This is a genomic window from Rhabdobacter roseus, from assembly GCF_014202275.1.
Classification (GTDB): domain Bacteria; phylum Bacteroidota; class Bacteroidia; order Cytophagales; family Spirosomataceae; genus Rhabdobacter; species Rhabdobacter roseus.
Genome location: NZ_JACHGF010000002.1, coordinates 250546 through 273546, shown reverse-complemented (window position 1 = coordinate 273546; position 23001 = coordinate 250546). Strand labels below are relative to the sequence as shown.

Sequence of the window (23001 nt, the reverse complement as noted above, 5' to 3'; positions counted from 1 at the left end):
GGAAGCGTTGGTTTTAAAAATGGATCGTGGCCCCTACCGTGGCTACGCGCGGCAGCGGGAACCGCCCCACGTCGTTGCCGCCCACCTCGGGGAAAGTACCGTTGTAGCGCGTGAAGTACACCAGGTTGGAGCCCGTCAGAAACAGCCGCAGGCTTTTGATCCGGTTACGGGCCAGGCGCTCCATCAAGGTACCCGTCAGGTCGTAGCTCAGCGTGAGCTCGCGCAGGGCCAGGTAGTCGCCCTTCTGCCAGTAGTTGGCGGGGGCAGTGGTGTTGCCACCCGCGTCCATAAAGTAGTTGCGGCCGTAGTTGGCCCAGTAGTAGCGAGGCAAGGTACCCGTGGGGTTTTCCGGCGACCAGGTATCGAGGATATCCACCGGACCGTTTTGCGAGCCCTGTACCTGCGACATGCCTCGCAGGTACATTTGGTTGGCAATCACGAAGCCCAGCGAGTAGTCGAATTGCCCAAAGAGCGTGAAGCCCTTCCACTGCAAGGTCGATGAAAACCCACCCTGCACCGTGGGCGTGGTGCGGCCCACGTACACAAAATCGCGGAAATCGAGCGTATCGTTTTGGTCGAGGTCGCGCCAGCGGGCGTCGCCCAGGAGCTTGATGCGCTTGTTGGTATAAGGCAGGTAGGTATTCACCAGGTTGGCGCGGGCGTCGAGATCGGCCTGGGTGGTGTAAATGCCGTCGTAGGCCGGTGCCCAGATCTCGTCGAGGCCAATGCGCTTGCCTTCCTGAAGCCCACCTACCCACACAACCCCGCCCTGGGCCGGATCGTACACCTGCATGGCGCTCTGGCGGTTGCGGTCCAGGCCGTTGTCGGGTAGTTTTTTGGCGTAGTTCTTCACGTGAAAGAGATTAGCCCCCACGCTCCACGACCACGCCCCCGCCGAACTGGGCCGAATGATCGCCGTCCGTACTTCCAGCTCCAGGCCCCGGTTTTGGAGCTGGCCCAGGTTGGTCACGTAGCTGCTGTAGCCCGTCCAGGCCGGAATCGTGAGGGAGCTGATCTTATCGTACACGTTCCGGACAAAGTAGTCGGCCAGAATCGTCATACGATTATTAAACAAACCCAGGTCCAGCCCGAAGTTGACGGTACTGGCCCGCTCCCACCGCAGGTCGGTGTTGGTGAGGGCCCCCGCCGCAAAGCCCGGCGCGCCGTTATAGATCCCCACGTTGCCGTACTGCGGAATGGTGGCGTAGTCGCCCAGGGGCGCAATGCTGCCGTTTTCGCCCCAGCTGATGCGCGGCTTCAGGGTCGAGACGTACTTGCTCAGGCCCAGCTCGGCAAAGAAATCTTCGAAGTGTAGGTTCCAGCCCAGCGACAGGCCGGGGAAAAAGCCGTAGCGGTGGGTCGTGAGGCGGGAGGTACCGTCGTAGCGGGCATTGACGGTCAGGAGGTACCGGTTGTCGTAGTTGTAATTGACCCGCCCGATGACCGACGCCAGCCGTTGCCAGCTCGAAAACGCCGAACTAGGTACCCCCACCGCCGCCGTCGAAGCCGACAGCCACGGAATAAAATCGGTAGCGGCCAGGTTGGCCGAGGCGCCGTAGTCGTACTGCCGGTACTCAAAAAACTCCCCGCCGCCCAGCGCCGACAGGCTATGCTTGCCGAAAGTTTTGTCGTATTGCAAAAAACCGTTGTACTGGTACTGGCTCACGCGCTGGTTGGAAAAAGACGCGTTGCGGGTATTGACTAGCACCCCGCCCGTGCCGTTGATGTAGGCTTTGGTGAAGCTGTTGGCGGTCGTGTAACGGTAAAATCCCGAGCCCGAAGCCAGTACCTTCAGGCCCGGCAGGATGCGGTACTCAAGGTTGAGGCCGCCGCTGTAGCGTTGTTCCACGTTTTGGTTGTAAAATTTATCCCGGAAGTAGCTGGGGTTACCCAGGGTACTTCCGTCCACGCCCGGCAGCTCGGCCCCCGTGAGGTCGTGCGTGAGCCGGGCCGTCGGAGCAATGCCCGTAAAGCGCTGGATCACGCCCCCACCGACGGCCCCGCTGTTGTCGGCGGTGAGGTACGAAGGCGAAGACTTGGTACTGTAGCCCGCCACGTTGAGCGCCACGGTCAGGTTTTGCCCTACGTTAAGTCCGCCGTTGAAGTTCAAATTCAGGCGCTCCAGCGACGACCCGATCAAAGTACCTACGTCTTTGATTCCGCCCAGGCCCAGCGCAAAGTTCCCCTGCTCGTTCCCGCCCGACACGTTGACGTAGTGCTCGTTGAGATTACTTTGCTGAAGAATGAGATTTTCCAGGTCGCGCTGGGAAATGGAACGATAGAGCAGGCTATCGACCTGCCCCGTATTAAACGGATTGGCATCCACCAGGAGCCGGTATTGGGGGTCGTTGAGCAAAGACCGGTTGGTATTGGTCAGGAGCTGCGTGGAGTACTTGCCATCCGGGGCGGTCCAACCTGCGTTCACGCCCCAGCCCCAGGCTCCCGTCAGTTGGTTGCGGGTGTTGTTCATTTCGGCGGTATTGTTGTCGGCCTGGGCGGCTTCGTAGCGCGCCGCCAGGCCCCGGCGGTTCCAGCGGATGTACTCCTCGGCACTCAGGTAGTTGAGCGGGTTACGCCGCACAAAATTCGTGGCGTGCTTAAAGCTATAGGTCACCTGGGTTTGTCCTTTCTTCCCTTTACGGGTCGTCACCAGGATCACCCCGTTCGAGGCCCGGGCCCCGTAGATGGCCGTCGAGGCCGCGTCTTTGAGCAGGTCCATCGTCTCCACGTCTTCCATATTGATCCCGAACAGCGAGGGCACGATCACCCCATCCACAAGGATGAGCGGGGTACCGCCGCCGTTGAAGTCGGTTCCGCCCCGAAACGAAATCGTGGGCGTTGCACCGGGCTGGCCGGTTGTTTGCTGAATGCGTAGCCCCGGCACGGTACCTTGCAGGGCCGTAGCCACGTTGGTACGCGGCACCGACTTGAACACCGCCGGGTCCACCGACGACACCGAGCCCGTGAGCGTGCGGCGGCTCTGCTGGCCGTAACCTACTACCACCAGTTCGTCCAGACTTTGGGTACTTTCAGCCATCCGTACTTCCAGGGTACTTTGGGTACCTACGATCACCTCCTGCGAAACCATCCCGATCAACGAGAGGACCAGCACCTGCCCCGGCTCAACGCTCAGCGAAAACCGCCCCTCGGCGTCGGTCATGGTACCCCGGCTGGTTCCTTTCACCGTCACGTTCACGCCCGGTAGGGCTTCGGCGGTCTGCGCATCCCGCACGACACCATCCAACAGTTTACTCTGCGCCCAGCTGGGGGAAGCCAGGAGCAAGGCCATAATAAGTATGACATAAAACCGACTTGTAACTAAATCCGTAAAACATTTTTGCATAATCATCATAATTGTTGGTTTATGTATGATTTAGCAAAGGTATTATGTATAACTTAATTGTCAAGTATTTGATAATAATTTTATTTTATGCGGAATAATTTTGAATTAAGTACCTAAGTGCTACTTTTGCTCAATATTAAATTATACATAATAATGAACTATACGAATATGAACGACGAACTTCGGATTCAGGAACCTTCGTCGTTGGTCGATAAAGCCGAGACCGACCTGCTGGATTTTTTTCAGGAACAACAGTACAAAACCGGCGACGTAATCCCGAAGGAGGTAGAGCTGGCCGTGCAGCTGGGCGTAAGCCGGACCGTGGTGCGGGAAGCCATGCAGCGGCTGCGAATGCGGGGCATGGTGGACACCAAGAAAAAGCGCGGCACGGTGATTACCAATCCTGACTTGCTCCTATTGCTGGAAAAAACGATGTACCCCGGTATCCTGGACGACGAAACCCTGCGCGATATTTTTGAGCTGCGGATGGTCCTTGAAATCGGGATGGGCGATTTGTTGTTTGAGCGCATCACGCAGCGCGACATCGACGAGCTCTACACCATCGTGGCCGACGAACCCGTGAATACCGAGGAGGTGATTTTCGACGCGGAGAAGGAGATTCGTTTCCACGGCAAGCTGTATGAAATTACCGGAAACCGCACCCTGAAGCGCTTCCAGCGAATGCTGCTACCTACCTTCGAGTACGTGCACAACAGCGGTATTCTCAAAAAACCGGTACAGCACAAAAAGTTTGTGTCGCACCGGGGGCTGGTGGATGTGCTCCAGCACGGTACCCCCGAAACCTTCCGCAACGCCATGCGCAACCATTTCGAAAATAATTTTCAACGTATTTTTTAATCCATGATGATACGTACCGCTCTGGTGGCCAGCCTGCTTTGGCTAGGCGCCCCAAGTACCCCCGTGCCGGAGCCACCAGCGAATAGCCCGACCCTAGTACAGCCAGCCCCCGACGAAGTAACGGTATTTCAAAACGGCAGCGACGGTTACCAATGCTACCGGATTCCGGCCATTGTGAAAGCGCCGGAGGGTACTTTACTGGCCTTTGCCGAAGGCCGCCGAACGAACTGCGGAGACTTTGGCGACGTGGACATCGTGCTACGTACCAGCCGCGACGGCGGAAAAACCTGGGGTACCCAAACCCTGGTGGTGGACTACGGTACCAACCAGGCCGGTAACCCGGCCCCGGTCTATGACCTGACTGACCCCCGCTACCCCAACGGACGTCTGTTTTTGGTGTATAATACGGGTACTGCTTCGGAGAATGACGTCCGGAAGGGCAAAGCCATTCGGGAAGTGTGGTACAAAACCAGCACCGACGGCGGCGAGAGCTGGTCAGAGGCGGTGAACATTACCGCGCAGGTCAACCGACCCAACCGGCCGGACGTGAACCCGGCCTACCGCTTTTCGGAAGACTGGCGCTCCTACGCCAACACGCCCGGCCACGCGCTGCAAATCCAGCAGGGTACCTACCGCGGACGCCTCTTCGTGGCGGCCAATCACTCGGCGGGCGACCCGCAGCCGCAGTTTCGCGACTACCGCGCCCACGGCTTCTACTCCGACGACCACGGCCAAACCTGGAAACTAAGCCCCACCCTCGGCTACCCCGGCGGCAACGAAAGTACCGCCGCCGAAACCTCCGACGGGGGCCTGCTAATGAACATGCGGAACCAGGCGGGCGACGTGAAGAACCGGCTGCTGGCGGCCTCGCCCAGCGCGGGCGAAAGCTGGCAACCCGTACTGGTAGCCACCGACCTCCCCGACCCCGTCTGCCAGGGCAGTATGATCAACTACCGCACGCCCGCGGGCCAGTCGGTCCTTCTTTTTGCCAACCTCAACAGCCAAACCAAGCGCGAAAAACTCAGTGTACGCACCAGCACCGACGACGGACGGACCTGGTCGGCCCCGAAGGAAATCTGCGGCGGCTCCTCGGCCTACTCCGACCTGGTGGTGCTACAAGATAATACCATCGGCATACTCTACGAGCGCGATGAGTACAGCCGAATCAACTTCGCCCACTTTCCGTTTCACTGGCTCAATCCCTAACGCCAAGTACCCCTTTACGCCATGCCTACGCTTGCTACCTACGCGCCCCAGTACCGGGACGCCCTGCTGAACGACGTCCTGCCGTTCTGGCAAAAGTACTCCCCCGACCGCGCAGCCGGTGGGTACTTTACCTGCCTCGACCGCCGCGGACAGGTATACGATACCGACAAATTCATCTGGCTACAGGCCCGGCAGGTCTGGACGTTTGCGATGCTCTACAACCGCCTGGAGGCGCGCCCCGACTGGCTCGAGCTGGCCCGGCACGGAGCTGATTTCCTGCAACGCTACGGCCAGGCCGCCGACGGCAGCTGGTACTTTTCGCTGACGCGCGCGGGTAAGCCTTTGGTACAGCCTTACAATATTTTTTCGGACTGCTTTGCCACGATGGCCTTCGGGCAGCTTTCGCTGGCTACGGGCAGCGAAGCTCAGGCCGAGCTCGCCCAAAGTACCTTCCACCAGATCCTGGCCCGGCGCCATAACCCCAAAGGTACCTGGAGCAAAGCCGTGGCAAGTACCCGTCCGCTTAAGAACTTCGCCCTGCCCATGATCCTCTGCAACCTGGCGCTGGAAATAGAACACCTCCTGGACCCCGCGCTGGTAGAAAGTACCATCGACGAATGCATTCACGAAGTCATGGAGGTATTTTACGATCCGGCGCTGGGGTTGATCCGGGAGAACGTCACGCCCGACGGGCAGCCGTCCGACTCATTTGAAGGTAGATTGCTCAACCCCGGCCACGCCATCGAGGCCATGTGGTTCATCATGGATCTGGCCGAGCGTCGCCACAACCGCCCTCTCCTCCACCGCGCCGTGGACATCACGCTCCAAACGCTGGACTACGCCTGGGATGCCGAATACGGCGGTCTGTACTACTTCCTGGACGCCCACGGCCACCCGCCCCAGCAGCTCGAGTGGGACCAGAAACTCTGGTGGGTACACCTCGAAACGCTCATCAGCCTGGCCAAGGGCTACCAGCTCACCGGCCGACCGGAATGCCAGGCCTGGTTTGAAAAAGTACATAGCTACACCTGGAGCCACTTCCCCGACCCCGAGCAGGGCGAGTGGTACGGGTACCTCAACCGCCGCGGCGAGGTACTTTTGCCGCTCAAAGGCGGAAAATGGAAAGGCTGCTACCACGTCCCCCGCGGCCTGTACCAATGCTGGCAGGTGCTGGAAGGCCAGTAGCAAAGGGCATAGGGTGCGGGGCCTGGGTGTTTCGGTTAGGGTACTTTCGGTACAAGTACCCTAACCGAGACACCTTTCCTCCTGGGAGAATAGGCAATAGAAATGAACGGTGTATTAGGGTACTTATTGATGAAAAAATAATAAACCCTCTGCCCCTAGCCCCATGCCCTCTGCAAATTAACCCTCTGCCCTACCTAAAGCACCCCCAACCTTTGGCCCGACACACCCTAAAACAAAGATTTACAATTAATTAAAGGTACCTTTACCACATAAGGAACAACGCTGTCCCCTACCTACCCCAGTACCCTGAGTGGAAAAGATCTTTGATAGCCTGATCACGAGTTTTATTGACAATAAAGTAGGCATTGCCGAAAATTTTCTAAGCGAACCACTCGCCTCGCACCTCCGGGAAAACCTGGCGGCGCTGTACGCAGGAAAGCGACTCCAGTCGGCCGGAACGGGAAACGGCCGCCAGCTGACGCACGATGAATCCTTCAGACGGGATAAAATATACTGGCTGGATCGCCAGCACCACAACCCGCACGAAAACGATTTCTTTGACCTGATGGACCGCTTCGTGAAGTACCTGAACAGCACCTGCTACACGGGCATTACGGGCTATGAATTTCATTATACCCTTTATGAAAAGGGTAGTTTCTACAAAAAACACCTCGATCAGTTTCAGAACAACGACAGCCGCCAATACTCCATGGTTCATTACCTGAATACCGACTGGCAGGAAGCCGACGGCGGAGAACTGCGCATCCATCACGAGGCTTCCACGCAGGACATTGCCCCGCGAAATGGCCAGAGTGTCTTCTTCAAAAGCAGCGAACTGGAACACGAAGTGGTACTTACGCACGCACCCCGAATGAGTATAACGGGCTGGCTGAAAGTAGACAGGCTGGGAAAATAAACCCGCCTACGACCCGCCGATGATCTTTCTTCGGTGCTGCTGCCCCCAATGCTCCATGGCGTCCAGCACTTCCTTCAGGGTCTCACTGTAGGGCGTTAGGGCGTACTCCACCGTCACGGGCCGGGTATCGCAGACCGTCCGGCTCACCAGGCCGTTCATTTCCATCTCCTGGAGCTCTTTCGATAAAATCCGGGGCGTAATGCCCGCCTCCCGCGACAGCTCCCGAAACCTTCTCTTGCCGTGCATCAGGATGGTCAGCAGGACCAGCTTCCATTTGCCCCCTACTACGTCCAGCGTATCCTGAACGGCCAATCGGGCCTTTTTACACGTTTCGGCGGTATGTTCCGTATGCATAGTATCCTTTTTGTAATCGGTATCCTTTATGTAACAGATTACAAATATATACCATTACCCGGTACCTTTGCATCATCAACTAATAAATAATTCTTATGTCACAAAAAGTAATGAAAACGACCGGCTGGGTACTTACCCTGGTGCTGGCACTCCTTTTCACCATGAGTGCTTTCCTGAAGCTTACCCAAAACGAAACCGCCCTAGCGCAAGCCGCGGCGATAGGCATCGGAGCCAGTACCTATCAGCTAATCGGCGTCATCGAAGTCATTTCGCTGATCCTGTTCATCGTTCCCCGCACCGGGGTCCTTGGTTCGCTCTTACTCATTGCCTACATGGGCGGGGCTATTGTCACGCACCTTGAGCACCAGCAGCCCATTGCCATGGCCGTAGCCGTTCAGGTGCTGCTCTGGATTACGGCAGCGCTACGCTTTCCTGAACTACGCCAACGGCTGCTTCCCACGCGCCAGGCTGCTTAACTAAAGGTAATTTTTACTTTAACCATGAAAACCATGATCCAACGTAAAATTGCTCGCCTTACTACCAGCCCGCTGCAGCCCGGTTTTTTGGGGCCGGGGCACCGGGCGGCGGCCGTCGTGGATGGCAATCACTTCGCCCAAACCGATCCGTTCCTGCTGCTCATGGACGACCAGCTGAACCTGCCTGGCGGACCACCCGTGGGCGGGCCGCACCCCCACGCCGGGTTTGAGACCGTCACGCTGGTGCTGCAAGGCAACGACAACGACTGGGAAACCGGCAGCCTGGAGCTGATGACCGCGGGCAAGGGCATCATTCATACCGAAGAAATTACGGCCCAAACCCAGCTGCGGATCTTGCAGCTGTGGCTGGTACTTCCCCCCGAAAAAAGGTGGGCGGAGCCCTTGTGGCAACAAATCCTCCTGGAGGATGTACCCGTCAAGAAAACAGCGGACGGCGAAATCAGGGTATATAGCGGTGCCAGCCACGGCTTGGTGTCCCCTTTGCAAAACCACACCCCGTTTAGTCTGGTTGACCTGCACCTCACTAAGGAGGCAGCGGTGGTCCAGGACGTACCGGCCTCGTACAGCGGCTTTGTGTATGTACTGGAAGGTACCCTGTGGGCCGGTGACACCAAGGTAGAAAAGGGACAAGCGGCCTGGCTCGACGAGCCCCAACCAAGCGGAGAGAGTGCCATTACGTTCAGGGCCGGGGAGCTGGGTGCCCGGTTGGTCTTCTACGCGGGCGAACCGCAGCAAGTACCCGTGGTCAGTCACGGGCCCTTTGTCGGGGATAGCCGGGAAGACATCCAGCGGTTGTACCAGGAATACCGCCAGGGCAAAATGCCCCATCTGAACGAACTACCCCCTAGCCGTAAGGTACAGCACCGGAAACGGGCTGCGGTCCCCACCTCCTAGGCTGGAAGGTGCTACCTATAAAAAATGGGCTACCAAGCGCGGTAGCCCATTTTTTATTCGCTTCAAACCCCGAACGCTCTCCTCCATACGTGTTAACTTCCTCTCCCTTTCCGGAATAAAGTTTACCTAAAGTACCTAGATTTGTTAGCTTCCCGTCTTTTTGTTTAAAAACCAGGCTCGCAGGTACCTGTCGGGACCAGGTACTTTCTGATTTATATAGATAAATACTATTGAAACATAAAATTAATTGATTTTTATTATTTACCCCATTGCCCTACTTTTACAGTCGCGCCCAAGTACCCGGCGCCAGCAAACCATTTAACCAAAAATTTCTTCAACATGGAAAACGAAACCAACGACATCAGCCAGTGCCCCTTTCATAATGGCAGCATGAAGCAAAATGTTGGCGGTGGGGGCACCAGAAACCGCGACTGGTGGCCCAACCAGCTCAAGCTCAATATCCTGCGCCAGCACTCCTCCAAATCCAATCCGATGGAGGACGACTTTGACTACGCCGAAGCGTTCAAAAGCCTTGACCTGGCGGCGGTAAAGCAAGACCTGCACGCCCTCATGACCGACTCCCAAGACTGGTGGCCGGCCGACTTTGGGCATTACGGTCCCTTGTTCATCCGCATGGCCTGGCACAGCGCGGGTACCTACCGCGTCACCGACGGCCGGGGCGGTGGCGGCTCCGGGCAGCAGCGCTTTGCGCCCCTGAACAGCTGGCCCGACAACGTGAGCCTGGACAAAGCCCGTCGGCTGCTCTGGCCCATCAAGCAAAAGTACGGCCGTAAACTTTCCTGGGCCGATTTGATGATCCTGACCGGGAACGTAGCCCTGGAATCGATGGGTTTCAAAACCTTTGGCTTTGCCGGAGGGCGCGCCGACGTATGGGAGCCCGACGAAGATGTATACTGGGGCGCTGAAACTACCTGGCTGGGCAACGAGGCGCGTTATTCCAAAGGGGTTTCGGGCCTAACCGCACATGCTGAAGCAAGGCATGGCGTAGTTAGCTCGGACGAAGACGCCGACGGCGTAATCCACTCGCGCGACCTGGAAAAACCGCTGGCCGCCGCCCACATGGGGTTGATTTACGTAAATCCCGAAGGACCCGATGGCAACCCGGACCCCATTGCAGCCGCCCGTGACATCCGGGATACCTTTGGCCGCATGGCCATGAACGACGAAGAAACCGTGGCCCTGATTGCGGGTGGACACAGCTTCGGTAAAACCCACGGCGCAGCTCCATCCGAGCACGTAGGGAATGAGCCCGAAGCCGCCGACCTGGAATTGCAAGGCTTTGGCTGGAGCAACAGCTACGGCTCCGGCAAGGGCCCCGACACCATCACCAGCGGACTGGAAGTAACCTGGACCACTACTCCCACCCGGTGGAGCAACAACTTCTTCGAGAACCTGTTTGGCTTTGAGTGGGAATTGACAAAAAGCCCCGGCGGAGCCCACCAGTGGGTAGCCAAAGACGCCGAGGGTATTATTCCGGATGCGTACGATCCTTCCAAAAAGCACCGACCCACCATGCTCACCACCGACCTGGCCTTGCGGCTGGACCCGGCGTACGAAAAAATTTCCCGGCGCTTCCTGGAAAATCCCGATGCCTTTGCCGACGCCTTTGCCCGGGCCTGGTTTAAACTCACGCACCGCGACATGGGCCCCCGCGCCCGCTACCTGGGTCCTGAGGTACCCGAGGAAGTCCTTTTGTGGCAAGACCCTATTCCGGAAGTGGACCACGCCCTGGTGGATGAAAACGACATCGCCGGCCTGAAAGCCAACATCCTGGCCTCGGGCCTGAGCGTATCTGAGCTGGTAGCAACGGCCTGGGCCTCGGCTTCGACCTTCCGGGGTTCCGACAAACGGGGTGGTGCCAACGGAGCCCGCATCCGCCTGGCGCCCCAAAAGGACTGGCTGGTCAACAACCCGATTCAGCTGCAAAAAGTGCTAGGTACCCTGGAAAGTATCCAGCGCGAGTTCAACGACACGCAAGTAGGAGGCAAGAAAGTTTCTCTGGCCGATTTGATCGTGCTGGCCGGTACCGCCGCGGTGGAAAAAGCCGCCCAAGAGGCCGGGTTCTCCGTCAGCGTGCCGTTCACGCCGGGCCGCATGGATGCCTCGCAGGAGCAAACCGACGTGGAGTCGGTGAGTTTCCTGGAGCCTCAGGCCGACGGTTTCCGCAACTACCGCAATGCCAGCATTCCAGCCTCGACCGAGGCGCTGCTGATCGATAAGGCGCAGCTGCTCACCCTCACCGGCCCCGAGCTCACCGTGCTGCTGGGAGGTATGCGCGCCCTGGGTACCAACTTCGACGGCTCCAAGCACGGGGTTTTCACGCAACGCCCCGGCACGCTGACCAACGATTTCTTCGTGAACCTGCTCGACATGAATACCGCCTGGAAGGCCCTGTCGGAAGACCGCGAACTGTACCTGGGTACCGACCGCAAAACGGGCCAACCCAAATGGACCGCCACCCGCGCCGACCTGGTATTTGGCTCCAACGCCGAACTACGCGCCCTGGCCGAAGTATACGGCAGCGCCGACGCCCAGGAGAAATTCGTGAAGGACTTTGTGGCCGCCTGGAATAAAGTGATGAACCTGGACCGGTTTGATCTGGCGTAGTTGCTATAAATAAGTACCCAAAAGAAAAGGGCCGTCTCCGTTGAGATGGCCCTTTTTGTTTTGGGGGCTAAAAGTTCATTGTTGGAAGTACCTTGGGTGGGTTGGCTTTCCTAAAAGACAGAAACTTATGATCCCGTTTGGATTATCTCAAAACAACCACAAGTGACTATTATTCAAATGATTGAAATTCATTAATTTTACCTTTCCTGAAACATATTCTTGTAACTTCTCCCCTTGCCTACCTGCAACTTTCCGTTTTTTCGTAGCTCGAAGGTAGTAAAATTGAGCTCAACTCAAAACAACAAGCACAATGATCACTGTCACGAAAACCCTAAGAATGTCTAATGCAAAAAGCGATTATTACAACTACACCATTAAGCTTTGGCGCTGGGTGATATTCCAGATGTACCGATACTAGTCCCTTGATACATATTGAGGCTTTTTGTAGAGAATTACATTTTTTTTCATTGGCTTATCTAATTGAATACCTGTTTCTCCTTCGCAGGCAGAAGGTACCGAGACATTATTTTGATGGATAGATAATACCTGATACTTTGCCATAAATCCATCTTCTTCTGTAAGCACTTCATCACCAACCTTTATTTCAGTTCCACTGAGTTCGACACCAATTGTTACTTCGTTAAATTTTCGGATGACTTTACCAATCGTCTCCAACTTCGACCGAAAGTCAACCAAGCCGAAATCAAAAAATTTTATGCGAGCTTCTTCTTTGGTAAATATACCCGCTTCAATATCCCAGTAAAGCTGATAAAGACTCCAGGTAGTCATTAAACCTCTTTCTGTATTGAGTGCATCCTGGATTTGATGATCAGTAAAGGGAGGGTTTTGCCTATTAAGGGATGGTTGAGTTCTTTGGTGGTTTACAATGTATAGCCCATAGACATCAAAGCTTTTCAATTGCTTCATCCTTCGGTGCTTGATTTTATCGATTTGGCTACACTCACTGTCTTTAGATGTTCCTCTAATACCCTTCACTTCAATGACTAGTATCTTTTCGTCAGCACTTAGTTGGATATCTTCCTCAAAGACCCCAGAAGTGCTCACTTCATCCATCTTCCGAGCATTATCAAATCCTAACCAGCGTAAAATATATAATACAGCATCAACTAATTCTTCATCTGTCTCTGTTATCAAATCATGCAAGAAATTATACGTATTCTTATTCGCCTCGATCTCTTTATCTATTCTCTTTAGCTCTTGCTCATGTCTTGTGATTTCCTGGCTCTTTTGTTCGATTAATTCGCCATGTCCTGGTAGCCAGTACTTCTTGTCATCTAACCAGCTAAAAGTTGATAGAACAGTAAATAAATTTGGTAATATTTCGGGAGCCACCTCCGTCATAAATCGCTTTGTAAACTCCCCTATATTTTCAAAATAAGGAAATACGAATAAAACTAATTCATTAAATATATAAGAATATGAAATTATATCTCCGGTACTATCTTCTAATATATTATGGAAACGAGGATCTTGAATTGATATTGATTTTTCTCTATCTATTACCGTTTTTAAATGAAAAGTTTGATAATAAGTCAGTTTAGTAAAATCTTCTAGCAATGATTTAAGCTTTGGATTAGTAGTTACGACTGTTGATTTAGTACCAGTCTTAGGTTCTTTTAAACTAAACTCCCAAAATGAATAATTAGATTGCTTGATTTTTTCCCCTCTTCTTTCACCGCCATGTTTTATTATAACTGGAAAATAATCTGCTTCATAGTACTTATCGGCAAACACTATCAGTAGACTTGGTTTCTTTCCAAATTCTAAAATCTTATTGTGAAAATAATGAAAGGCAATAGGCCTTGGGTCAAATATGTTTTCAGGTGCTTGTACAATCCATTTTACTACGCCATTAGAGTTTATTTTATCAAACTCATGTTCGTGCCTAAAAAAAAATTTTTGTTCAGTATTAATCATATTAACAATTAATACTTGAAATTCGTGAAGATTAGGAGGGAAACTGTAATCCAATATACATCTTTCTGAACTATATATCGACTCGAATTTTAATGTATTTCCTGCCGAGCCATTGTGAACGTCAAACCCTTGGTTAATTAAAAGTTTTACATCGTCATAATCAAAATCAATGGTGCAAATTTTTATTTTTTCATCCATCATACATACCTATTTATTCAAGTTAAATGTTAGGATTTATATATCTTAGCAACTTTCCGTTTTTTATGGTTCTATTCTTTGTATACTTGCGCTCGCACTTAAACAAAGCTTAACTATGATAGAAGTAAAAGAAGTTATCGTGACGGACATGAACCGGCGGGGCGATGGGAAAACATCTGCCGTGCGGAGAGTCCTTGAGGTGTATACCAAGGAGGGTATCTTACTGGCGAACATGGATAGTATGGGGAATTTCTCCATTGAGCAAATGTTAGACTTTGGGCAATTTTGCCGAAATAACAGTGGACTTACCGTTCAGGAAGCACTTCATCAGTTTAGTGGGGGTGTCATTGATTCGTATCATTAGAATAGTTAACATTTAACTATAGCTCCTCATTAAATGCATTTAAACCATTAGGCACCTTTGGCCTAAATATTCTTAAGGCGACCACATATAGATATGGTATAAATAGGAAAATCATTATCCATATAAAAAATGGATATTCAGCACCACTATACAGGTTATAGATTAGTGTAATTAAGATATATAGTACCCCAATTGGCAATATATTCTTAAACTTTTTGCCGATATTCTTCGCCTTAGTATATTCTGGATCATCTGGAGCCTGCAGATAGGAATAATCATTTTCTATTTCCTTGAGTTTACTTATTCCTTTAATCTTCCCTTTCAAATTAATAACTGATGATTTGGTACCATCATGAATTATCTGAATCACACAGCCATCCGATTTATCCAAATAATCGAAATTAATTTCTAATTCACTAGGAGATAATTGCTTTAGACATAGATTGTTTGAAGGATCATTGAATTGAATTATTGAGCTATCAAAAATTGAGAACCCATCAAATGCTTTAATTCGTAGCCTATCTTTTTCTACAATGTCTGTTCTATCAATAGTAAGGTTTCCACTGTTCCAAATGACTAACCTGGAAACAGTCAAATTTTTTACACTACTTCCTTGAAATTTTATATTTAGCCCATTAATCTTTTCAGAATAATCTTTAATCAAGTTATAACCTTGAATTGAGTAGGAGAAGCGCTTAAGGCTCCTGTATTTATATGCTTGTAATATCCCCCAGAAACCTAATAATAAGCTAAGTATCGTTCCTATAGCGCTTAACTCAGGATGCTCTTGAAACCATTGTGTAAATTTTTCAATCATATCTTTAAGAGGATTACTATTAAATAGTAATTTTCCATTCCCCACCCCTGCCAGGTGTAAAAGGGAAAAAGCTTCAGAATAACAGAATTTGAGAAAGTATGACCCTTCTAACAGCAGCACGCTGATAGTGAAGGAGGTACTTTAGCTTAGGGGAATGTACAGGTAGATATCATAGGCATGTGTGTATATGGTTATAGTTACGGTTCGGCTCTCAATATACGCACCCCCTATTTTTAGGGGATAGCAACTTTTCGATTATCGGGAGCGGAGCAGTTGTAAACTTGCATTCAACAACTTAACCGATTAAAATCATTGTCACTAAAGGCTTAATATGAAGCGCTGGAAAGCGGTCACAAAAAGACCTTACTCAAAACTACCATTAAAATCTTTGTACGGACTCAGTTTTAAAACTCACTATGGCTATCTAAAGATTCTTGGATCGTTTAATTACTTAATTTTTGCCTAGTTTTATTCAGCCGGATTATTCTACCTCGCTTTCGCTTTTCCTACCCAGAATTACCCGTTAAAATAATCCTAGCCTCAGGATTGTGCGGCAACTAAGTGATCACTCAGCCTACGTACATCCATATAGTGGGCCTCATGGAGAAGGTAGAGCGGGCGTTGCTCGGCCAGTTCGAGTAGCTTCTGAATTTTACCGAGACCGGGATAGGCCCCAATCACCGCGACATCAAGCCTTTTATTCACCGAGGACATCACCTTGGCCCCTAATTCCCGTAGTTCGTTGGCCAGCTCTTTTCGCTCGGGGTAGTTATCAAATTCTCCCGTTAGGTGCACATACTTGCCTTTCCACGACCAGCCAGCCGGGTCGATGGTTGACCAGGGGATGCCATCCAGATTAACTTCCTGGGTTTGGCGTTTGTTTTGGAGGTAGGGTTCCAAGCCGCTGTTTGGCAGGGGTTTCGTGTGATTGATCGGTACCCCCCAGCTACTGGTATCGATCTTTAATTGGGCAAAATCATTTACTTTTTGGTGTTCAGCCAGCGCAATGGCGATTTGAGCGCTGGCCAGAGCATCGGAGGCGGCATGGTGGTGGTCGAGCTCAATACCAAGCCAGGTAGCCAGGTTGCTGAGCCGGTGGCGGGGTTGCTCGGGCCAGCAGGCGGCACTGGCTTTGTGGGTGCAGAAAGAGTACTGAATGGTCAGATCCAGGCCATAATGATCCAACAGGCGGTCGAGCACGCCAATATCAAAGTCGGTATTGTGCGCTACGAGTATCTCCTCGTGCAGGTAAGGATGGATTTCGGCCCAGAGCTCGCCAAAGGTGGGCTGGTTGCGGAGCATATTCAGGCTCAGCTTATGTACCTTTTGCTGGTACATGCCTACTTCCAGGGGGTCGGGCTTGATGAGCCAGTACTTGGTTTCCGCGATTTCGCCATCGCGTACCCGTACCACCCCCAGGGAGCACGCGCTCCGTTGGTAGTTGTTGGCATTCTCAAAATCAAGGGCGGTAAAGTTCAGGCCGGGGATCACAGAGGGGAATAATTTATAGGTATGGTAAGAAATTCCAGCTATCGGACGCTGGTACTTGTCGTACTGGGGCATCAAGCGGGCTTGGGTTCTACTTTGGGGTCATCTTGATTTTCCATCGGAGGGCGGGTGCTCAGCTATAAGCAGCTATTTTTTTCTTTAGATACCTCTGTTTTCGAAAGAAGGTTCCCATCCGGATTTTATCACTCCGCCGCCGGTTTTTTAGGTACCTACCAACTCATGGGAGAAGGAGTAGTCGGCGGATCAGCTTCCATGCTCCGCCACGGATCGGATAGGCAATGTACATAGGAAAAATCAATAAATCAATCCCATTTTCAGGTGGGGCCGGGTACTTTAAAACGAGTAGTACTTCAGCTCAAGATGAAGCGCCTGATTTTTGTTAGATGTTGATTTTCTGCAAAGGCTACGTTATATTTGAAAAAAGCATAGCTAAGGTTATCACACGGCAAAATAGAAATATCATCATAGAAACCGACGACTCCATCAACATGGAAGCCGTTCAAAAGCTCATTGACTATATTAATATCCTGGAAATTACTTCAAAAAATCAGGGGACCGAAGAAGAAGCGGCCGAACTAGCGCGGGAGGTCAACAAAAAGTGGTGGTCCGAGAATAAAGCCCGGCTCCTTCCATGATCGTTATTGTTGACACGAATATTCTGTTTAGCGCGTGTATCTCACCCAATAATAAAATATCGGAAATTCTTTTCTATAAGCTTCCCGGCATTGAACTCACCAGCTGCTACTACGCTATCGCTGAGCTATTCAAGCATCAGGCAAAAAAAGTTCAGCTTTCGAAATAATCCATCGAAACGGTAAGTACGGTACTTTACACAATTTTAAAGCAAGTGGATTTCTTCAATGAAAGCATGATCGAGGTCGAGCACTTGAAAGAGGCCGTTCGATTGACGTCAGGCGTAGACACCGACGATGTTGCTTTTGTAGCGTTGACCTTGCATAAAAATGGTTGGCTTTGGACGGGCGACAAAAAGCTAATCACTCACCTGAAAGCTATGGGCTTTGATCGTATTATCACCACTGGCGATCTTTATGAAAAGATCAAATGAGATCTGCAGTCCGTCCAGGGGAGTCGATGGGGACTTGTACGGTAGAGAGCGTGGGAACTACGGTATCAAACGGGTAGCAAAAGATAGGCTACGATTTACCATGATTTGCTAAAAAACACCGTTTTGATGGATTCGCCTTCACCCCTAAAAAGGGCCAAAATGGGCTAATTTGGCGGTTTAAGACCTAAAAAGTGTGATCCCGTTTGGATTCGAACCAAAGACCGTCTGCTTAGAAGGCAGATGCTCTATCCAACTGAGCTACGGGACCTAAAAAAAACAGGCAGTCAGCAGTGGCAGTAAAGTTTTACTGCGAACGGCCTACTGCCTACTTATTACTTTTTTCGTCGGGGAGACAGGATTCGAACGCCAGCGGGAGGCGCTCCTCCGGGCGACCGTCTGCGACTCTCTGGTCCCAAACCAGATGCGCTACCTATTTCCTCTTCACTTTCTTTTCGTCGGGGAGACAGGATTCGAACCTGCGACCCTCTGGTCCCAAACCAGATGCGCTACCGGGCTGCGCCACTCCCCGAACTTATTTTCTTATTTTCCCAACCCTTTCAAAACCTACACCAAGGTACCTGAAATGATGGCGGAGAGAGCGGGATTCGAACCCGCGGTACCCTCACGAGTACGGCAGTTTAGCAAACTACTGGTTTCAGCCACTCACCCATCTCTCCGTCTTTGGGAGCACAAATATAGAAGGATAGATCTGATTTAAACAAACATTCTCACAAAAAAACTTCGCCAGAAGTTCGTATTGCCTAATTTTGAGCAACTTTGCGCTTCACGATTTTTTGTCGGCATGAATTGGAACTACGCCTTCGGGCTCACCGAATATCTGTTTATTGCCCTCTTTGTCATGGCGTACACGGCCTTTTTCATCCGAACCGTGCGCGTGGCCCGGCAACTAAGCTCGACGTCCCGCTCGCTGTTTATTAAGTTTTTCGTCCGCAGTATCGCTTTCACCCTGTTGATCATTTCGCTCCTGGGCCCGTCGTTTGGGGAGGCCGAGCAGGAAATCAAGGCCGAAGGAAAAGATATTTATCTGCTGGTGGATCTGTCCAAATCCATGGAAGCCACCGACGTGGTACCTTCCCGGCTGGACAAAGTAAAGTTTGAGATCAATCGGCTGGTTCAAAAAGCCGGCAGTAATCGCATCGGTCTTATCATCTTTGCCAACGAAGCCTACGTGCAGGCCCCCCTCACCTACGACCAGGCCGCCCTGGACCTTTTTGTGCAGTCACTCCAGACGGGCCTGCTGCCCCGCCACGGAACCAACCTATGCAGTGCCCTGGAGCTGGCCAGCCAAAAAATCCTGGACGAGGTACCTAGCTCGCAAAAATCCAAGATCATGGTCCTTTTTACCGATGGCGAAAACGATGGCTCGTGCAACGGCCAGGTGTATAACACGATCCGTCGCTACGGCCTTCATGTCTTTATCGTGGGCGTAGGTACCCTCTCGGGCGGGACGATCCCGGTGGATGGCGAGCCCCTGCGCGACGACGACGGCGACATCGTAGTAACCAAGCTCAACCCCAAAGGCCTTCAGCGAATAGCCCGGCAAACCAACGGCTCCTACTACGAGCTCAATAACAAACGCAACGACCTGGGGCGCTTGCTGGCCGATCTCAACGCCCTTTCCGGACAAGTGATCGACAGCCGGGTGGTGACGGTAGCCAGCAATAAATACTACTATTTTTTGGGCATTGCGCTGCTATTTCTGGCCATTGATGTGCTAATCACGGTCCGTACGTTCCGACTATAAACATCAATTACTATTTTTACGGCCCGAACGCGCTTCCTATATGACCACCTTTTTGCTCTACTTACTCCTCTGGATCTGGGATAACCGTTCCTTTGAAGCCATTACCGACCGTAATCGTGCCAAAACCCAGGCGGAAATAGCCTACGCACAAGGAAACTACCCGGCCGCAGCAGACCTGTACCGGCGCATTACGTACGGGTCGATCTTTTCCGAAGCCGCCGCCCGCCTCAACCTGGCCCACGCCTACTACCAGCTAGGTAACCAATCCGAAGCCAAACGGCATTACGGGCTCCTGATTCGGGTGGAAGATCTGGAGGTAGCCTCAGAAGCCAATGCCCAACTGGCCCTGATCGCCGCCTCCGCACCCCAAAAAGACACCTTGGAAGCGCTCAGCCGCCTGAAAACGGCCCTTCGGCAAAACCCCGATAACGACCGGGCCCGGTTTAATTACGAGCTGTTAAAAGAGCGTTTTTCCGGGCAAATCCCCCCGACGGAACCCACCGATAATCCGCCGCCCAAGGAACAGCCTCCCGCCAGCGAAGGTACTTCCCCACCCACCGAAGAGGGGCAGTCGCCGGAGCAGGTAGAACAACGGGAACAGCTTCTGAACCAACTCAAACAGCTCAACATGTCTGAAGACCAGGCGCGGGCCATTCTGGACGCCATGAAAACCAACGAAATGCAGTACATCTACCAGCTCCGCCGCCGCCAATACAGCACGCAAGCCAGCCGCAGTACCAAAACCGAGTGGTGATTTTTTTTCTGTGACAACAACAACCTGCCGCCCGCGGACAACTACCCTTATCAACTACCTACTTCTGCTATGAATGCCATTCAAGAAACCAACTTTGAATTTCCCGGCCAAACCGGCTTTTACCGCGGCAAGGTGCGCGATGTATACTCCTTCTCCGACCGCCTCGTCATGATCGCCACGGATCGGATCTCGGCCTTTGACGTCATCCTGCCCCGCCCCATTCCTTACAAAGGCCAGGTACTGAACCAGCTGGCGGCGCACTTTCTGCAAGCCACGGCCGACATCGTGCCCAACTGGCTCCTAAGTACCCCCGACCCCAACGTGGGCGTAGGGCGTCGCTGCGAGCCCTACGCCGTGGAGATGGTGGTGCGAGGGTACCTGGCCGGGCACGCCTGGCGGGAGTACCGGGCCGGCCGACGCAGCGTGTGCGGCGTAATCCTGCCCGAGGGGCTCAAAGAAAACGACAAACTACCCCAGCCCATCCTGACCCCGACCACCAAAGCGCACGAAGGGCACGATGAGGATATTTCGCGGGAGGAGATCCTGGCGCAGGGCATCGTACCTGCCGACGAATACGAACAGATGGAGCGGTACGCGCTGGCGCTATTTGAGAGAGGTACCCACATGGCCGCCGCTCAAGGCCTGATCTTGGTAGATACCAAGTATGAATTTGGGAAACTGGACGGCCGCATATACCTGATCGACGAAATTCATACGCCGGACTCGTCCCGGTACTTTTACCTGGACCAGTACGAGGAAAACCAGCGGCAGGGCCTGCCCCAAAAGCAGCTTTCAAAGGAATTTGTGCGCGAATGGCTCATCGAGAACGGCTTTCAGGGCAAAGAGGGCCAGCAGGTACCTACCATGGACGACCAGCGCATCAGCCTGATCTCGGAGCGGTACATTGAGCTCTACGAAAAGGTAGCAGGCAAGCTTTTTGAGAAAGCCGACAGTGTAGATATTTTGCGTCGTATTGAAGAAAATATTCTAGCTTCCTTAACTTCGCAATAGGAGCACCCGCAAAAGCCTAGTCAAACCTCCCGTTATTCTTTAATAAACCTTACAGCACGAATGAACTACAAACTGGAACGAAGCGAGAAGTACGCCCTCATTGATCTCAAAGAAGTAGCCTTTGCCGAGGAGGTACCTACTACCTTTGAAGAATTGGTCCGGAAACTATTTCGGGAAGGGTACCATAACCTGATCGTGGCCATGAACGAAACCAAAACCCTCGATAGCAACGGGGTGATTGTACTACGGAAGGTCAACCGACTGTGCATCAACGACCTGGGTATTCTGGTGGTGATTACCAAGGACGAGGACTTTGAGGATCTGCTGGCTGACTCCAAAATTCCCGACCTGACCATTCTGCCTACCCTGGAAGAAGCCGTGGACGCCGTGTTTATGAACGACCTGGAAAATGAATTCGGTGCCGGTGACGATGACTATGACGACGAAGACTATGATGGCGTCAGCGAAACCAAAGACGTTTAACCAGGGACTTATACCCCTACTATTTATTCACGCACGTTGACATTCCAGGTTACCATACTAGGCTCCGGTTCGGCTTTTCCGGTCATGGGAAGTCATCCCTCTTCCCAACTGCTTACGGTTGGGAATGAGCATTTTTTGATCGACTGCGGCGAAGGTACCCAATACCGCCTCCTGGAAGCCCACGTGCGGCTGGGGCGGCTTTCCTCCATTTTTATCACCCACCTGCACGGCGACCACTACTTTGGGCTCTTTGGCTTGCTCAATACCCTCAGCCTGGGCGGAAGGACCAAAGACCTGTACCTGTTTGGTCCCCGCGGGCTGGGCGAGATCCTGCCCGAGGTATTCCGGCAGTCGGGTACCCAGCTCACCTACCCGCTGCATTTTCAGGAAACCGACCCCGACCGGCCCGGCCCCCTCTGGTCCACGGCGAACGTAACCGTCGAAACGCTCCCCCTCCGCCACCGGGTACCTTGTACCGGCTTTCTTTTTCGCGAACGAAAACGGCTCCGGTCCATCCAAAAAGATAAGCTCCCCGACACCATCCACTACGAGCACATCCGGCTCCTGAAAGAAGGGCAGGATGTACTGGATGAGCGGGGTACTTTGCTCTATAAAAACGAAGACTACACGCTCCCTCCACCCAGGCCCCGCGCCTACGCCTACTGCTCCGATACTCTTTACTGGCCGGAGCTGGTACCTTATATACGGGGCGTGGATGCCCTCTACCACGAAGCCACCTTTCTGACCGACCTCAGCGAGCTGGCCGAGAAGACGTTCCACTCCACGGCCTGGCAGGCCGCTACCATTGCCCGCGACGCCGGGGTGGGTCAGCTGCTCATTGGTCACCTCTCTTCCCGCTACCCGGACCCCCAGCCTTCCCTGGCCGAAGCCCAGGCTATTTTCCCCAACACCGTCATGGCCGTAGAAGGCCAGGTTTTCGACATCGCGAATCTTCCGCACACGCTGGTTTCCGACAACAAGTAACCCCCTTTTTGCTGCCGTCTGAAAGCGATCAAGTACCCCTCCTGGGACTCGTTACGGAAAGTTTATTACTATTTTCACATATAGTATAAATTAACTAGCAACTTTATACTACATCAATAATATTTTGCCAATTGCCTATTTAACCAAATATTTTTTCTTATTATCTTGCATCAATTTGCTTCATCACTATCTCCAGTATCCGTTCTGCTTTGATTTTTGCATCCTCATTTG

Annotated in this window: 18 protein-coding genes, 3 tRNA genes and 1 pseudogene; 14 read left to right on the top strand and 8 right to left on the bottom strand. The window is 52.5% G+C overall.

The annotated features are described in order from the left end of the window. Positions 1–13: 13 nt before the first annotated feature. Entirely contained in the window at positions 14–3289 is a 3276-nt protein-coding gene (locus HNQ92_RS06105) for a SusC/RagA family TonB-linked outer membrane protein (protein WP_246439720.1), read from the bottom strand. A gap of 207 nt (positions 3290–3496) precedes the next feature. Between HNQ92_RS06105 and HNQ92_RS06100 the strand changes: the two genes are divergently transcribed. The 4 genes from HNQ92_RS06100 (at position 3497) to HNQ92_RS06085 (ending at position 7508) form a co-directional block, all read left to right on the top strand. Beyond that, positions 3497–4201, top strand: a complete 705-nt coding sequence (locus HNQ92_RS06100) for a FadR/GntR family transcriptional regulator (RefSeq protein ID WP_184172237.1) — start codon at positions 3497–3499, stop codon at positions 4199–4201. A 3-nt stretch (positions 4202–4204) separates the two neighbouring features. Next, on the top strand, positions 4205–5407 hold the full coding sequence (locus HNQ92_RS06095) for a sialidase family protein (RefSeq protein ID WP_343062969.1): 1203 nt from the start codon (positions 4205–4207) through the stop codon (positions 5405–5407). A gap of 21 nt (positions 5408–5428) precedes the next feature. Continuing rightward, positions 5429–6592, top strand: a complete 1164-nt coding sequence (locus HNQ92_RS06090) for a n-acyl-d-glucosamine 2-epimerase (RefSeq protein ID WP_184172235.1) — start codon at positions 5429–5431, stop codon at positions 6590–6592. A gap of 310 nt (positions 6593–6902) precedes the next feature. Continuing rightward, positions 6903–7508: a 2OG-Fe(II) oxygenase gene (locus tag HNQ92_RS06085; RefSeq protein ID WP_184172233.1), complete on the top strand. Its 606-nt coding sequence runs from the start codon at positions 6903–6905 to the stop codon at positions 7506–7508. 6 nt (positions 7509–7514) lie between these two features. Here HNQ92_RS06085 and HNQ92_RS06080 read toward each other — a convergent pair whose 3' ends face one another. Further along, positions 7515–7862, bottom strand: a complete 348-nt coding sequence (locus tag HNQ92_RS06080; RefSeq protein ID WP_184172231.1) for a winged helix-turn-helix transcriptional regulator — start codon at positions 7860–7862, stop codon at positions 7515–7517. Positions 7863–7957: 95 nt separating this feature from the next. On the opposite strand from HNQ92_RS06080, the gene HNQ92_RS06075 reads away from it, so the two are divergent. The 3 genes from HNQ92_RS06075 to katG all read left to right on the top strand — a co-directional run bounded on the left by HNQ92_RS06075 (position 7958) and on the right by katG (position 11881). Further along, positions 7958–8338, top strand: a complete 381-nt coding sequence (locus HNQ92_RS06075) for a DoxX family protein (protein ID WP_184172229.1) — start codon at positions 7958–7960, stop codon at positions 8336–8338. A 33-nt stretch (positions 8339–8371) separates the two neighbouring features. After that, on the top strand, positions 8372–9253 hold the full coding sequence (locus HNQ92_RS06070; RefSeq protein ID WP_184172227.1) for a pirin family protein: 882 nt from the start codon (positions 8372–8374) through the stop codon (positions 9251–9253). A gap of 339 nt (positions 9254–9592) precedes the next feature. Further along, positions 9593–11881, top strand: a complete 2289-nt coding sequence (gene katG / locus HNQ92_RS06065; protein ID WP_184172224.1) for a catalase/peroxidase HPI — start codon at positions 9593–9595, stop codon at positions 11879–11881. A 414-nt stretch (positions 11882–12295) separates the two neighbouring features. Here the strand turns inward: katG and HNQ92_RS06060 are convergent, their stop codons facing one another. The 3 genes from HNQ92_RS06060 to HNQ92_RS06045 all read right to left on the bottom strand — a co-directional run bounded on the left by HNQ92_RS06060 (position 12296) and on the right by HNQ92_RS06045 (position 16761). Continuing rightward, positions 12296–14020, bottom strand: coding sequence for a hypothetical protein (locus HNQ92_RS06060; RefSeq protein WP_184172222.1), 1725 nt, complete (start codon positions 14018–14020; stop codon positions 12296–12298). Between the two features lie 377 nt (positions 14021–14397). After that, complete coding sequence (locus HNQ92_RS06050; protein WP_184172218.1) at positions 14398–15198, bottom strand: hypothetical protein; 801 nt, start codon at positions 15196–15198, stop codon at positions 14398–14400. A gap of 540 nt (positions 15199–15738) precedes the next feature. Further along, positions 15739–16761 carry an exonuclease domain-containing protein gene (locus HNQ92_RS06045; RefSeq protein WP_184172216.1) on the bottom strand — a complete coding sequence of 341 codons (1023 nt, stop codon included), beginning with the start codon at positions 16759–16761 and terminating at the stop codon, positions 15739–15741. 434 nt (positions 16762–17195) lie between these two features. Here HNQ92_RS06045 and HNQ92_RS28610 point away from each other — a divergent pair, with 434 nt between their 5' ends. Both HNQ92_RS28610 and HNQ92_RS06035 read left to right on the top strand, forming a co-directional pair. Then, on the top strand, positions 17196–17342 hold the full coding sequence (locus HNQ92_RS28610; protein WP_246439718.1) for a hypothetical protein: 147 nt from the start codon (positions 17196–17198) through the stop codon (positions 17340–17342). Then, positions 17339–17773 (top strand): annotated as a pseudogene (locus HNQ92_RS06035) (PIN domain-containing protein). Before HNQ92_RS28610 ends, HNQ92_RS06035 begins: the two are co-directional and overlap by 4 nt. Positions 17774–17967: 194 nt before the next feature. On the opposite strand, the gene HNQ92_RS06030 reads toward HNQ92_RS06035, so the two are convergent. The 3 genes from HNQ92_RS06030 to HNQ92_RS06020 all read right to left on the bottom strand — a co-directional run bounded on the left by HNQ92_RS06030 (position 17968) and on the right by HNQ92_RS06020 (position 18450). Next, positions 17968–18041: transfer RNA gene (locus HNQ92_RS06030), tRNA-Arg, on the bottom strand. 187 nt (positions 18042–18228) lie between these two features. Further along, positions 18229–18302, bottom strand: a tRNA-Pro gene (locus HNQ92_RS06025). Positions 18303–18360: 58 nt separating this feature from the next. Continuing rightward, positions 18361–18450: transfer RNA gene (locus HNQ92_RS06020), tRNA-Ser, on the bottom strand. Between the two features lie 125 nt (positions 18451–18575). Here HNQ92_RS06020 and HNQ92_RS06015 point away from each other — a divergent pair. The 5 genes from HNQ92_RS06015 (at position 18576) to HNQ92_RS05995 (ending at position 22770) form a co-directional block, all read left to right on the top strand. Beyond that, positions 18576–19538: a vWA domain-containing protein gene (locus HNQ92_RS06015; protein ID WP_184172211.1), complete on the top strand. Its 963-nt coding sequence runs from the start codon at positions 18576–18578 to the stop codon at positions 19536–19538. Between the two features lie 40 nt (positions 19539–19578). Continuing rightward, the gene (locus HNQ92_RS06010; protein ID WP_184172209.1) at positions 19579–20292 is read left to right on the top strand and encodes a hypothetical protein; all 714 of its coding nucleotides are present in this window, start codon (positions 19579–19581) and stop codon (positions 20290–20292) included. A 69-nt stretch (positions 20293–20361) separates the two neighbouring features. Beyond that, on the top strand, positions 20362–21303 hold the full coding sequence (locus HNQ92_RS06005) for a phosphoribosylaminoimidazolesuccinocarboxamide synthase (protein ID WP_184172207.1): 942 nt from the start codon (positions 20362–20364) through the stop codon (positions 21301–21303). A gap of 60 nt (positions 21304–21363) precedes the next feature. After that, entirely contained in the window at positions 21364–21786 is a 423-nt protein-coding gene (locus tag HNQ92_RS06000; protein ID WP_184172205.1) for an anti-anti-sigma factor, read from the top strand. Between the two features lie 36 nt (positions 21787–21822). Next, positions 21823–22770, top strand: coding sequence for a ribonuclease Z (locus HNQ92_RS05995; RefSeq protein WP_184172203.1), 948 nt, complete (start codon positions 21823–21825; stop codon positions 22768–22770). Positions 22771–23001: the final 231 nt, after the last annotated feature.